The organism is Thainema salinarum CENA647 (assembly GCF_057732415.1).
In genome coordinates this window covers 4188911-4203186 of the sequence record NZ_JBYJZJ010000022.1, presented here as the reverse complement: position 1 = coordinate 4203186, position 14276 = coordinate 4188911, and the positions used below count along the sequence as shown (strand labels likewise).

11 protein-coding genes and 1 pseudogene are annotated in these 14276 nt (G+C 51.0%); 9 read left to right on the top strand and 3 right to left on the bottom strand.

All coding sequences use genetic code 11. The features are described from left to right. The first annotated feature begins 30 nt into the window (after nt 1-30). The 4 genes from AC286M_RS25220 (at nt 31) to AC286M_RS25205 (ending at nt 3641) form a co-directional block, all read left to right on the top strand. Nucleotides 31-2391: a substrate-binding domain-containing protein gene (locus AC286M_RS25220; RefSeq protein WP_488206997.1), complete on the top strand. Its 2361-nt coding sequence runs from the start codon at nt 31-33 to the stop codon at nt 2389-2391. 70 nt (nt 2392-2461) lie between these two features. Further along, nucleotides 2462-3112, top strand: a complete 651-nt coding sequence (locus AC286M_RS25215) for a methyltransferase domain-containing protein (protein WP_488206996.1) — start codon at nt 2462-2464, stop codon at nt 3110-3112. Continuing rightward, complete coding sequence (locus tag AC286M_RS25210) at nt 3109-3393, top strand: BrnT family toxin (RefSeq protein WP_488206995.1); 285 nt, start codon at nt 3109-3111, stop codon at nt 3391-3393. Before AC286M_RS25215 ends, AC286M_RS25210 begins: the two co-directional genes overlap by 4 nt. Beyond that, entirely contained in the window at nt 3390-3641 is a 252-nt protein-coding gene (locus AC286M_RS25205) for a hypothetical protein (protein WP_488206994.1), read from the top strand. The genes AC286M_RS25210 and AC286M_RS25205 overlap by 4 nt, the downstream gene beginning before the upstream one ends. Before the next feature lie 124 nt (nt 3642-3765). On the opposite strand, the gene map is transcribed toward AC286M_RS25205, so the two are convergent. Then, nucleotides 3766-4590 (bottom strand): type I methionyl aminopeptidase, encoded by an 825-nt coding sequence (gene map / locus AC286M_RS25200; RefSeq protein WP_488206993.1) that lies wholly within the window; start codon nt 4588-4590, stop codon nt 3766-3768. 118 nt (nt 4591-4708) lie between these two features. Here map and AC286M_RS25195 point away from each other — a divergent pair, with 118 nt between their 5' ends. From AC286M_RS25195 to AC286M_RS25180, 4 genes are all read left to right on the top strand, one after another. Continuing rightward, on the top strand, nt 4709-4864 hold the full coding sequence (locus AC286M_RS25195; protein ID WP_488206992.1) for a ribbon-helix-helix domain-containing protein: 156 nt from the start codon (nt 4709-4711) through the stop codon (nt 4862-4864). Between the two features lie 334 nt (nt 4865-5198). Then, on the top strand, nt 5199-6674 hold the full coding sequence (locus tag AC286M_RS25190) for a phytoene desaturase (RefSeq protein ID WP_488206991.1): 1476 nt from the start codon (nt 5199-5201) through the stop codon (nt 6672-6674). 893 nt (nt 6675-7567) lie between these two features. Further along, nucleotides 7568-9280 (top strand): putative bifunctional diguanylate cyclase/phosphodiesterase, encoded by a 1713-nt coding sequence (locus AC286M_RS25185; protein ID WP_488206990.1) that lies wholly within the window; start codon nt 7568-7570, stop codon nt 9278-9280. Between the two features lie 68 nt (nt 9281-9348). Beyond that, nucleotides 9349-9993 carry a DUF3386 domain-containing protein gene (locus AC286M_RS25180; protein WP_488206989.1) on the top strand — a complete coding sequence of 215 codons (645 nt, stop codon included), beginning with the start codon at nt 9349-9351 and terminating at the stop codon, nt 9991-9993. Between the two features lie 135 nt (nt 9994-10128). Here AC286M_RS25180 and AC286M_RS25175 read toward each other — a convergent pair whose 3' ends face one another. Beyond that, the gene (locus AC286M_RS25175; RefSeq protein WP_488206988.1) at nt 10129-11718 is read right to left on the bottom strand and encodes an OmpA family protein; all 1590 of its coding nucleotides are present in this window, start codon (nt 11716-11718) and stop codon (nt 10129-10131) included. A 623-nt stretch (nt 11719-12341) separates the two neighbouring features. Between AC286M_RS25175 and AC286M_RS25170 the strand changes: the two genes are divergently transcribed. After that, nucleotides 12342-13397 (top strand): pentapeptide repeat-containing protein, encoded by a 1056-nt coding sequence (locus AC286M_RS25170; RefSeq protein ID WP_488206987.1) that lies wholly within the window; start codon nt 12342-12344, stop codon nt 13395-13397. A gap of 295 nt (nt 13398-13692) precedes the next feature. Here AC286M_RS25170 and AC286M_RS25165 read toward each other — a convergent pair. Beyond that, nucleotides 13693-14095: pseudogene (locus AC286M_RS25165) on the bottom strand (Uma2 family endonuclease). Nucleotides 14096-14276: the final 181 nt, after the last annotated feature.

The following is a 14276-nucleotide window of genomic DNA, read 5'->3' as shown; positions in this document are numbered from 1 at the left end:
AGAAAGTGACCTGCTCCCTTCAAATCAGTTTTGCAGGAGATTCGGCCAGAGGTGATTCCTGCCGATGCGGATGAGGAGATTCAGGTACAACCCCTGGGCCAGCCAACTATTATTGCTACCCACGGTATTCAGCCGCCACCGTCCTACTATCACCAATACCGCTGCGACCAGCGTGATCCGCTCAACTGCGCCCGTCCTCTCTACGGCACAACTCCATCGGATCAGCAATGGGATCGTCCAGAATCGACAACGAATATCCTGAATATTCCGACCTGTTCTCTCTGTGGATTTCCAGGCACATTACTCCCTGAGCGCAAGATTGTGGGACGGCGCGGGGTGTATCGAGTTGGAGCCTGCCTGGGGCGGCGCGGCTGGGGACGGCTTTACGCCGCTATGCAGGAGGGTGCAGAAGTTCCCGTCACCATTAAGGAATATCTGCTGCCCACCAAGTATTTCAACAGCCAGCACCAGCACCAGTGTCAGCAGTTATTCATTAGCTTGGCAGGCCTAACCCTAGCGGATGGCCGGTTTCAGGATTCACGCGTAATTGCACCGATAGAAGCGATCGCAGATCCGGAACAGGAACGCTGCTATTTAATCACTAGCGCCACCGATCAGCATCCCACCCTGAATCAGCAGCTTTTGCAGGGAGCCTTTAGTCCCGTCTCGGTGTATCAGTTGCTCAATCAAACGCTGCAAAGCCTCGCCTTTTTACACCAGCAAAAGTTTGCCCTGCCGCTGGGGCAGGTGCAGACAGGTATGGTACATGGCAACATCCGGCTGGACAGTCTGCTCTGGGTGGAACAGGGAGAGCATCCATTTGTTTATTTAACCGATGTGGCGCTGTGGGAATTTCTGTTTAACCCGACGCACACCACCCATACGCAGACGACAGTTCAGGATGACCTGATTCATCTGGGCCAGGTGGCGTTCTATACGCTGACGGGAACGACGGTGAACGAGCAGTATCAGCCGCTCAGTCCTCGTCTGGATGTTCACTGGCCGGAATTGACGCCGCCTGCGCTGAAGCAGTTCATCTTGCGGTTACTCGGCATAGAGGTGCCGTTTGAAAATGCCGAAGTGGCGCGGGCTGCACTGCTGCGAATTCCGCCCGCGATGATGGAGAACGAGTTTGCTGCTCCGGCGGAGCGATTAGTGCCCAAGTCGCGAACCTGGCTGCGGCGTGGGATCATTGCCGGAATTAGCTTACTGGTGCTAGCGCTGCTGGCTGGGTTGATCTGGCTGCTCATCCGGCCCCGAGCGGCCACCATTGCAGATGAAGCGCCGCCAATTTGCTGTTTTGAAGAAGTGGGTGCAGTGCCAAAGGGTGAATTCCGCTACACCAGCGTTGACGATGACCCTTGGAATCAACTGGTGCGGCTCAACCTGGAGAAAGCGGCAGCAGATGCGGCAGCGCTAACTGGATCGGGGAGCGATTCGACTGGGCTAGCACCGCTAGGTGAATTCAGTTTTATCGCATCTGCGGATGCGCCGAATGCGGAATCGGCAGACGAAGCGGCTGAACCGACGCTGCCTGAAAATCCTACACTGATGCAGCAGCTACAGTTTGATCAGCCGGATTTTCAACTGACTTATCGATCATCGGTATCGGTCACGGCAGCAGTCGATCAAGTGATATCCGGTGCAGTCGATTTTGCCATCTTGCCTCGACTGGCCGATTTGCCACCCGATACAGCCGCAGAAGTGTTTGCCCACGATGGGTTGGCGATGCTGGTGGCGTTTAACTATCCCAAGCGATCGCAAAGTTTACCCAAAGCTTTAAATGGTGAAATTACGCTTCAGCAGCTCCAGCAGCTTTATACAGATCAGGTACGAAACTGGGACGAGTTTAGCCGCGCAGATTTGCCTGTTTCGCTTTATCGCCCGTTCGATTCAGCCTCAGCCGCGATGTTTGAGCAGTTGGTGTTACGCAGCGATCGCAATATTGACACCTTCCGCAACCTAGGCGATGGGGAGATCCAGTCACTAAAAACCATCCCGATGCTGCGCTCGATTCTGCGCGATTTTGAAATCCGGCAGACAGGGGCAGTCGGCTTCGCGCCGCTGAGTTTAGTATTTGGCCAATGTTCGGTGTACCCGCTGGCGCTGGACTGGCCGCGACGGGCAGAGGCGCAGCTTTTAGAGTTTGCCGGAGAGCCAATTACGCCCAATTTGGATTTGTGCGATCGCAAGGGCAGCTATCAGCCAAATGCGGAGCTGATTCGTCAAGGAACATATCCATTGGCCTATCCAGTGACGGTGATCTATCGGCGGGATAACAGTCGGCCTGAAGCCGGAGCTAAGTTTGCCGAGCTGCTGAAGACTACGGAAGGACAGGAATTTTTGGCAAAGTTCGGATTTACGACACTGAGGCAGTTAGAGGACGAGTAAAGACAAGTAGGTTTTACAATCTGCAACACACTTTAAAATGGGTGGGGAGAATTGTACTGCCGAGTGAACCATGCTGCTTCCGTCTGAGCAACGCCAAAAGCTAGATGAAACCGATGATGCGCTATTTTACGAAGCGCCCCGCTTTGTCACCCATATAGATGAAGGTTTTATTCAACAGCTCACAGATTTATATCGCGATCGCATTTTGGCCCATAGCCGCGTGCTGGACTTAATGAGCAGTTGGGTGTCCCACTTGCCAGAGGATGTTGAGTACGAGCATGTGGAAGGACATGGCCTCAATCCCCAAGAACTAGCGCGGAATCCCCAGCTTGACCACTTCTTTGTTCAGAACCTAAACCAAAATCAGCAGTTACCGCTGCCGGATGCTTCATTTGATGCAGTGCTAATTGCGGTGTCGGTGCAGTATCTCCAGCAGCCGGAGGCCGTATTCGCCGAAATTGCCCGCGTTCTGAAACCGGGCGGCGTCGCCATCGTCAGCTTCTCTAACCGCATGTTCTACCAGAAAGCGATTCAGGCGTGGCGCGATAGTTCCGATCGCGATCACATTGAACTGGTCAAACGCTACTTCCAATCTGTTCCTGGATTTGGCCCACCGGAAGTGATCGCTAAAACCTCTGATTTACCTGCTATCCTGCAGCTCGTCGGTGTTCCTGTCGGTGATCCGTTTTATGCGGTAATCGCCTATCGTAATGAAATATGAAAATCCGCAAGCTGATTTGGTCAAAAGACTGTTGCGATCGCATTAATCATCATCGTGTGCGAACCGACGAAATAGAAGATGTTTGTTTTGGGCAGTCTTTGACCTTGCAAGCCAGAACCGAAACCAATAATCCAATCTTTTATACGTTGGGACAAACCCGTACCGGACGATATGTGTTCTGCGTTGTCCTGCAGCTAGCTAATGGCGATGGCTATCCGATCATGGCGCGGCGGATGACCTCAAAAGAGCGGCGATACTATCAGCAGTGGAAGCAGTCATGAGCAATTTTGATCTACCGCCGTCCGAACTGATCGATCGGCTGGCCGAATTTTGGGAAGACCATGACCTAGTGGACTTTATAACCGAAATGAAGCCTGTTGTAGACACCATTTTTGAGCGCGACACGATCATGATGCTGTCGCTCGATATTGAAGAAGCCCAGCAGATACAGCGGCTTGCCGCTCAAAAAGGCATTGATGAGGCTGATCTAATTCGAGCCTGGATTCAGGAAAAATTAGCCGAATGTTGATTTAAATAGTGCGATCGCACCGAGGGATCGCACTGAGGGATCGCACTGAAGGATATACTCACATGGGCCTCTCAACCAAGAAATAAATTAAAGGCATTGTGTCTTGGAAATTATTCGTGAAAATTTAGGGAAGAGTTAGAATTTCTACTCCCTCCTCAGTCACAGCAACGGTGTGCTCAAACTGAGCTGAGAGCTTCTTGTCTTTTGTAATCACAGTCCAACCATCCGCTAAAAACTTGAGAGTACGCGCTCCTTCGTTTAGCATCGGTTCAACCGTGAAAACCATGCCCGGACGCAGCTTTAGCCCGCTACCCCGTTTGCCATAGTGAGGAATCTGAGGCTCTGTATGGAACTGCCGGCCAACCCCATGCCCCACCATTTCTCGAACAACCGAAAACCCATTTGCCTCAGCATATTCCTGAATTGCAGCACCAATATCACCAATTCTGGCACCGGGTTTAATTTCAGCAATTCCCTGCATCATTGCTTGGTGAGTGACTTCAACCAATTTTCGGGCTGTTGCTGATACATTTCCAACTAAGAATGTTTTAGACGTGTCGCCATGATACCCATCTAAAATTGGCGTCACATCGATATTGATAATATCCCCGTCTTTAAGGATTTGCTTTGGGTTCGGAATGCCGTGACAAACCACTTCATTAATGCTGGTGCAAATTGAACCTGTGAATGGGGGATAACCAAGAGGTGCGTAACCGAGTGTAGCGCTAACTGCACCATGAGCTTGCATCCAACGTGCCGCCTCATCATTTAAAGCTTGCGTACTCACTCCAGGCTGCACCATTGATTCAAGATGATTGAGGAGATTCGCAGCCAGTCGTCCGACACGTCGCATCTTGTCTAATTCTCTAGCCGAAAGCAAGACAAGCCCTGGACTCGTTGGCGATTGCATAAGATTTTCAGCGATTGAAAGCACATTTGAGCGGTTCATGGATAAAAGCCTTGATTATTTCACGCTATGCCATGCTAGCACAGCAAGGCATAGCACAACGCAGGCTAGGCTATTGTTGGTATCTTAGATATAAGAAAACGCGAAAGTAAAACTTAAAATGGGCGGTAAAACAGATTTAGATCGAGTGGTTGCTTACATTCCTGCTGAGCGCAAAAAAGAACTGGAGGAATGGGCACAGACAGATGAACGGTCTGTCTCATGGCTGGTGGCAAAATTAATTGATAAGGCGTTGCAAGAACGCCAAAAGCAGTAAAGTGCTTCAAAAGTAGTCAATATACGTTGAGCTAAAGTTCTTGGAGAGTAGCGGCTCTCATTGCATTTGCATTGACTTGACTCTCAACACTGATGGGTAAGCTCTCAGGTTTGTCCCCACAGACAACCTGAGCAGCAGAGCGATCCTGTTTACCCGCCGCCAATAACCTCTCAAACTCAATCCACCAGCTTTGAGTGGTCGGTGTGCAACGGGGCTGTTATGCCCCAATTTTTCGCAGCTTTTTGGTTCAACCCATGTCCTCTCTAAATCTATCTCAGCCACGATCGCTTTAATGGTGGCTATCTGTTCAGTTCAGTTGGGATGCTAGGCAACCATGCAAATCGCAGTCATCGGCAGTGGTTTTGGTGGACTTTCCGCCGCCATTCGGCTCCAGGCGCAGGGGCATCAAGTCACAATCGTCGAAAAACGAGACAAGCCCGGTGGTCGAGCCTATGTCTATGAGCAAGACGGCTTTACGTTTGACGGTGGGCCGACAATTATTACCGTGCCGCAACTCATTCATGAACTGTTTGAGCTAAGCGGCAAGCGCACCGAGGATTATGTACAACTGGTGCGACTTGACCCGTTTTATAACGTGCGGTTTGAAGACGGCTCGGTGTTCCGCTACAGCGACGATGCCAAAGCGCTGGTTGAGCAAATCCGCCAGTTTAATTCCAATGACGTAGCGGGATATGAGCGCTTTTATCAGATGGCCGAGCGCATCTTTCAAAAGGGACTGCCGCTGATGGAGCAGCCCTTTTTGCAGTTCGCTGACATGTTGAAAGTGGCTCCCGATATGGCACAGCTACAAACCTGGCATTCCGTTGCGGGTCTCGTGAATCAGTACCTGAAAGACGAGCGTTTGCGGCAGGTGTTTAGCTTCCACCCCTTGCTGATTGGCGGCAATCCCTTCCAAAGTACAACCATCTACGCCATGATCCACAAGCTGGAGCAGGCATTTGGTATCTGGTTTGCAATGGGTGGCACGGGCGCACTGGTCAACGGTCTGGTTAAGCTGTTTCACGATCTGGGCGGCACGCTGCGACTCAATACATCTGTGTCAAAAATCCTGATCAATAAGACAACACACCGCGCAACGGGTTTACAACTCACCACCGATGAAACAATTCCCGCCGATGTCGTAATCAGCAATGCCGATGTCGCGTATACCTACATGCAGCTAGTGCCCGCTGCCGATCGCCGCAAAAACTGCGATCGCACGCTCACGGCCAAACGCTACTCCATGTCCCTCTTCGTCCTCTACTTTGGCACCAACCGCCGCTATGACGAGATGGCTCACCACGAAATCCTCATGGGGCCACGCTATCAGGAACTAATGGACGATATTTTCAATCGCAAAGTTCTGGCCGATGATTTTTCGCTGTACCTGCACCGACCCACCGCCACCGATCCCTCGTTGGCTCCACCCGGTTGCGACTCTTGGTATGTGTTATCACCCGTGCCCCACTTAGACGCCAACATTGACTGGACAGTGCAGGCAAAACCCTATCGCGATCGCATTATCCAGTACTTGGAAGACCGCTACCTGCCCAATTTGTCGCAGCACATTGTCACGGAGCACCATATCGACCCGCTGCATTTTCGCGATGAATTGAACAGCTACAAGGGCAGCGCCTTTTCGATTGAGCCCACCTTATTTCAATCCGCCTGGTTCCGACCCCACAACCGCAGCGAGGACATTCCCAATCTATATCTAGTGGGTGCAGGCACCCATCCCGGCGCAGGCATTCCAGGCGTGATGAACTCGGGCAAAATTGCAGCCAATTTGATTGTGAGGGGTGAGGCGTAAGGGCTACAGCAGAGGCTATCAAGACTCAGCAATCAATACTTAGCTAGAGGTCGGATTGAGCTTGTGAAGCCTACAACGAGAGAGGAGAGTGCCTCATCCTGAGGCACTCTCCTCTCTCGTTCTTATCTAGAACCCCTATAAAACCAGCCCTCAGCTGTAATACCTAACGCAACCGTGGGATGACGCCCTTGCTAAAAAAGGGAGCACATTTCGGTACAATGCTTGCACTCGATCTCAAGTTGGTATTGAAGTCGTTAACGCAACACCAGTTGTTTTTAAGAAAATGATGGATTTTCGAACGGATTCCATCTCACTACGGCTATGGAGTAGCGTTATCTTGATTTGACGCCATCGTGCAGCGTTTTACGGTCGGATTATGAAGCGGATTTTGGTCAATAGGCAGGAAGTTATTAAAAGTTCCGTGAATTTACGAGGAGCAACCTTGCTGGCTGCGATATTTCAGGGAAGTGTATGTAGCAGATAGGCCATACCGATCGCATACGCCATATGTAGTATTTCATATCGGCCAGATCTGGTATTTTGTGCAGGGTCTGGCAGTGATTGGCAGAACCGTAAACGAGGTGATGTTGCGATCGCAATTGCCCACCACAGTTGCTCATCGCAATCCTTGCATATCGGTTCACTCGCCAAGTCTATATTTCATCGGTTTAATGTCTAACATTGGGCAGGATCTGGATCGTTGGCAATCGTTAGCACCTGCGTTGCTGACCAACGTGCAGCGAACTCGATCATTGCCCTCATTTTCATAGACAACTCAACAAACACAGAGCACAGATCACTGCCCCCATGCCCAATAACGGCCAAATCGCTATGACGACGATTTATATTTCTGACATTTTGAACGCTCAAGGGTGCAGTGACTGGAACTGGAGATGAAAACCATTTTGATGATTGGAGCTACAGATCGACTGCAAGATCGCACAATTAGTTTTATCGAATCGGCTAACTTTAATATTCTCTCTACGCCAAATGGCCATGAAGGAGTAAGAATCGCACAATCTTCCCATCCTGATCTGATTGTGTGTCATCTATCGTTACCCGATACTGACGGCTACCGAGTGCTGGTTCAAATTCGCAGCCATATTGATACCGCCCTCATTCCGGTAATTCTGATTGCGGCTGATCCCAATCAAACTCGTGTGCGACAAGGCATGGAACTAGGCGCTGATGACGTTTTGATTGAACCATTTACCCTTTCTCAACTACTCGGTTCCATTCAGGCAAGACTATCCCAGCGGGCCGCTCTTAACGAACGATATGCCGCTGTCATGCGCCATGCTGCCGAACGCCTGAATCGGTTGGTTCATTACGATAGTTTGACAGATTTGCCCAACCACCTGCTGTTTCGAGAGCGATTCTATCAAGCGCTCAATCAAATCATTCGGGAAGAGCAACCCGTAGCAGTCCTCTACCTCAGCGTCAACCGCCTTAACCAAATTAATAACTTAATGGGCTATCCCTACGGAGATGAACTGCTGCGAGCCGTAGCCCAGCGGTTGGTAGACTGCATTGGCCTCAGCGATACACTAGCTCGATTAACCGGTAGTCAGTTTGCCGTAGTGCTCACAGAAATTAGCTCGCGCCGCGATGTGGAATTGATTATTCAGGCTATTCTGCTGACGCTAGCCCATCCATTTCGCATTGCTGGTCAGGAAATTTTTGTCACCGCCAGTATTGGGGGTGTGCTGTATCCCGACCACGGTCGCGAAATTAGTGAGCTGTTGCGCAAAGCTGATGCCGCTATGTATCACGCCAAGCAGCAGAAGGGAAACCACTACAAGCTGTTTACATCTGATTTAGAACTGCTGCCGGATGATCAACTGCGGCTAGAAACCTATTTACAATATGCACTCCGACGAAATGAATTCGAAATTTACTATCAGCCCCAAGTTAATCCAATGACGGGCAAGCTAGCGGGCGCAGAAGCACTGATTCGCTGGTTTCACCCCGAACATGGGCCGATTTCACCCCAAGCCTTTATTCCATTAGCGGAAGAAACTGGGCTGATTGTACCAATTGGAGAATGGGTGTTAAACACAGCCTGTCGCCAAGCCCAGCGCTGGCAAACCGAACTATCGGATCAGCCGCTCCACTTGTCGGTCAATATTTCAGGCTATCAGTTTAGCCAACCGGATTTAGTCGGCATGATCGTCCATGCCCTCCAGCATTCTGGGCTCAACCCACAACATCTAGAGCTTGAACTGACAGAAACAACGCTAGTTCAAGATACCGATATCACCGCAACTGTCCTCCATGAGCTGAAACAGTTAGGGATTAAGGTGGCGATTGATGATTTTGGCACGGGATATTCGTCACTGAACTATCTCAAGCTGTTCCCCATTGACACGCTGAAGCTAGATAACTGCTTTGTGCGAAATGTGGTGGATGATCCGAAAAATGAAGCGATTACCCGCGCCGTGATTCACATGGCTCATCAGCTTTATTTAGAGGTGGTGGCTGAAGGGGTTGAGACCGAAGCTGAGTTCGACTTTTTGCGATCGCAACAGTGCGATCTCGTCCAGGGCTATTACACCGGGCGTCCCCTCTCATCGGATGACTTTGCGGCACTGGTGCAAGCTAGCTAAGGCGGCGCACTTTGGCATCCCAGTTTAAGATAGGGAACAGACGATTACGCACAATGGGAGATTATTGCATGGCTGAACAAACGATGCAGCGCAGCGCTCAAGACGTGTTTCGCGCCGCTTACGAAAACCGCTACACCTGGGACGACAACTTTCCTGGCTACGAAGCTGATCTCGAAATCAAGCAGGGCGACGAAGTTCACACCGGACAGGTTCGCATCGCCAAAGATATGACCGTTGAAGTGAGCGGTTTTGAAGACGAAAAGGTGCAAGAATCCGCCTACACGCAAATGCGGGACATTGTCACGCACCGCAAGCGCAACACGTTTGAAAAGGCGCACGGCAAAAACAGCTTTGCCTTTGGTGAAACCGACGCAAATGGCGCAGTCGAGATCCTGGTCACGGGCGACGCCATGGGCTCAAACTACAAAGTGAAAGGCCAAGAAATTGCTCAAGTCAGCCGCGTCATGGGTCGCATGGCTTTCACCATTGATCACAAAACCAGCCTAGACACGGGCAGTGGCTATGTCTCCAGCCGCTACGACGCCATCTTCCGCAATCCCGAAACCCAAGCCGTCATGCGCGAAATGGAATTTGAAGACACCTATGAGCCGTTCGGTGACTACTACCTGATGACTCGCCAGGTGATTCGAGCCACCGCCCAAGGCGAAACCACCACCACTGAATTTAACTTCTCTAACATTCACCTGCTTTAAGCAGTTAGTTTAGTTAAACGCATACGGTAGGGGCGAATGGTTATTTGCCCCTAGGTAACTTCAACGAGTTTGGTCGAAGAGACAGGTGAAAGCATGCAAGGGGATTGGTCGCAGTGGCCAATCCCCTTGCGATTATTAATTCACTCGCACCAATCGAATTTCAGTGCGCTGATTTTGAGCATTTGCCGGATCAATCCCCGACAGCGGCTCCGTCCAGCCTTTGCCCTCCGCGATGATATTGTGCTGAATGCCCTGCGATCGCAGATAATCGACCACTACCTGCGCTCGCTGCTGGCTGAGATTTTGGTTAAACGCCGCACCACCCGAACGCGAGGTATGCCCAATCACCCGCACCGCAACCGTTTGCGGGTTAAACTCTTTTACCTCCTGGGCAAGCTGCTGTAGAGTTTGCTGACCCGTAGCCGTGAGTTGAGCTGCGCCAGTACCAAACTCTACCTTGCCGCGCACGTCCAGGTTGCCGATATCCGGGGCGGCCTGAACCTGCGTGGCTGTAAGCTGGGGCACGGCTGCGCCAACGGTTTGCCCCTGTCCCGCTAAGCGATCGGCCAGTTCGGGGTTGTCGGCCCGCACCAAATCAATCAGCGTTTGGGTATTGCTCGCGGCTTTGGCAATCAGGTCGCCCGTATAGAGCGATTCCGGCTGCTCCGGCACACCGTTCAATCGACCAGACAGCGTCAGAACAGCCGCTGTCGCCTCAATTCGGCGCTTTAGCGTGCCGTCACTCAGCCAGGTCTGCGCCTCGGCAGCCGAGAAAAAGTCAATGCCCTGAATAATCGCGGCGGCATCAGCGGTAGATAACGAACCGTCTTCAGCAATCTGCTGCTGGAGCTGGGCGGCATCGCGCACGTTGGTATCAATGCGGCGATAGTAGGCTTCCAGAAAAGTCTGCACCTGAGCTGGCTGAGATTGCAGCACCCGATCCGACGCGACAATCACATCCACAATCGAGTTGGGCGCGTCCTCGCTAGACAGAACGACAGTGTAACCCTGCTGCCGTGCCTGGGCGACGTAGGGTTCCCATAAAACTGCGATCGCAACATTGCTATCCGGATCTTGCATCAGTTCCCACGCTTCCGACGCATCGGCTACGCGGGTTTGCTCAAAATCCGACAGGTTGAAGGCATCAAACTTGGTGTCCAATACCAGCGCCAAATACTCGCTGGGGGTATCACCAGCAAAAGCAATACCGAGCGCTTTGCCCTGCTGGCGAGAGGCTGCAATCAGCGGCTGCAAATCCAGCAGCGACTTGAGATTAGGGAACTGCTTGGTATTGAGCACCACCGCATCTGCGCCCACCGTCCGGTCAATTAAACCGACGATTTTGCCGTTGGGCTGCTGCTGCAAAAACTGATCCAGCGTTGTCACGATCAGGTCAGCTTGCCCCTTATTGAGCTGTTCTGCTCGCTTGGCCTGATCGAACTCGTCAGCGTATTCCAGCGACAGCCCCAGTTCCTGCAAACCATCCTGAAATGTGCCATTACGAAACGTGCTGTAGCCGCTGAATGTATCACCGAGAATTCGCAACTGAGTTTGCGATCGCGGATTCAGCCCGGTTCCGTCCGAAACCGATTGCACTGGCGTTGAGCCAGTTAAGTTACTCATCAATCCAGGAGCAGTTTTACCTAGCAGCCATACACCACCTCCCAGCAAGCCAACCGTAACCGCAAACGATAGCACTAGGGCGGGATCAAGCCTCTTATTCATTGGAGTAGGGTAATGAAGTAATTAACAAAGCAGTCGTATAGCAGCAATCAAACAGCAATCCTGTCGCGCTTATTCTTTAGGTTGCACCTGAACAGCAGCTTCTCAACAGCGATCGCCAAGATTTAACGTCATGTTGCAATGTCATTTGACGCTGACATGATCATCTGACCGTCATTGTCCGCATCATCATTTCCATGAGTACGCAACAGGCTCTTGCCATACAAACCTTGATCAAGACTCACGGTCAGCAAAATTGTCTACTTTAAACCTTCAGTCACAACCGCTAATTTTTCGGAAACTTGATCAGAAGCCCGTAAAATTGCCATCTATCCGGTAAATTACGCTACATTATTCTGCAACTCTGCACAGACCATATAATGACTCATTTACTGCTTGTCATCTCTTTTATCTTTTTACAACCCTTTACAGTTCTTACATCATCTAGTTAAAGCTTCTATAAACCAATCCCTCGCCTCATCAAGTTTTATAGCAATTTAGTACCGGATCTCTTGGTGAGGGAACCTTCCTGGAGAGAGGATAGACATATCAAGAATACGGTCTGAATCAAAACGGACTTTCCGTTGTTATTAAACTCACACTCTCAGCTGCTGAAGAGGTCTGACATGCAGGAGGAAAATCTCGCTCGCCTTCATCAAGGTGTATCCGTTTGGAACCAATGGCGGCAGGCTAGATATGCCCGTAGTTCACCTGATGTTTCGTCTAATCTGTCATCATCTCCATCCCTGTTGGATTTACGGGAAGTGTTGCTCAGTCATGCCGATTTGCGTCAGATTGATCTGAGCCAAACCGACTGCTGCATGGGGCATCTCCGAGGGGCGAACTTGGAACATGCCAATCTGCGAGAAGCGCTACTCTACACTGCTGATCTGAGTCAGGCTAAACTCAAGCAGGCGAATCTGGCTGGAGCCGATCTGCGCGAAGCTGACCTGCGCGAAGCCGATCTAGAGCAAGCCACGTTGAATGTTGCTGTACTGAGCATGGCCGATTTAGCCCATGCCAATCTACGGCAGGCCAGCCTCAAACGTACCAATCTCAACCAGGCTAAGCTATCCCAGATTGACGGCTGCTTAGCCCAGTTTGAAGGCGCTGATCTAACCCAGGCTGATCTGCGGGGCGCGACGCTTTATACGGCTAATTTGCGAGGTGCCACGCTTAAGTATGCGGATTTGAGCCAGGCGGACTTACGAGAAGCCACGTTTAGTCAGGCGAATCTGCAGGGTGTCAATGCCCGCGCCGCCAATTTTACCGCCGCTGTTTTTTGCTTAACTAATTTAGTCGGGGCTACGCTACACAGCGCCAATCTGACGCTGGCCAATCTCAGCATGGCAAATCTCTGTACGGCCAACCTGAGTCAGGCTAATCTAATGCAGTCAACCTTAATTGGCACGAATCTGATCTCGGCCAATCTTTACGGAGCCGATTTGCAGGGGGCGATACTGAGTGATGGAGATTTGCGCGAGAGCATTTTGAGTAATGCCAATTTACAAGAGGCGCATTTAATCAAAGTCGATCTAAGCCGCGCCAATTTGCAAGGAGCTAATTTAGCTTACGCTAACTTGAGTTATGCCAACTTGATCCAGGCTAATCTCTGGGACGCAAATTTAGAGGGCGCTTGTCTACATGGGGCAACCATGCCAGACGGCACAATCCACCCTTGAGTTTGTAGATCAACTTGCAGAGATTGGCTGCTGTGCTTGATGCAGATGCCCAGCCAGTTAAATGCTACGTTCATCCGTTTTTCTGGGCACCGTTTGTGCTGCTGGGTAACTGGCTGTAGAGACGCTGCGCGAACAAATCCTCTCAATTCTCTATTAATGGCTACCAAATCTTTGCCATCGATAATCTAAACCCCGGTAATTCGGGGTCGCCGCTGACTTCATCGGGATTATCCAGCAGTTCAGGTGCTTGATTAGGCCGATAAATGTAAACCGCCCGCTGTTTGCGATCGATCAGCTATCCTAGCGAGGTGCCGTTGTCGATATATTCTTGCATCTTGGCCTGTAGCTCTGCCAATGTATCGCTGGCAGACCGCAGCTCAATCACAAAGTCTGGACAGAGGGGAGCGAAGGATGCTTTTTCCTCTGCTGTCAAGGCGTTCCAGCGTTCTGCTTTAATCCAAGCTGCATCGGGTGAACGGGTGGCTCCGTTGGGTAAGTGTAAATCCGGAGCTGGAGTCGAAACCGAGGCCAGTGCTATCTTGTTCTGACCAAATGCCAAGCTGCACCGCCAAGTTAAAGTTACGATTCCCGGTATCTGAAAAAGCGGGTGGCATAATCACAACTTCTCCGGTGGCCGTGCGTTCAATTCGCAGGGCTGGATTGGCTTGGCAAAACGTATAGAATTCGGTCTGCGTCATTGGCGCAATGGACGGCAGGGAAACCGTTAGAGGAGTTGTTTCTGTTTGGATGCGTAAGGTCGTTGCCATTAGTGCTTGCTCTCAGAGCGCAGGTATGCAGATGCTGTCAGCGCTGTCCTTTCAGTTTAATTCCATAACGAAACGCACAGGATGCCGTTATTGCAAAAAGCGGACATAATAG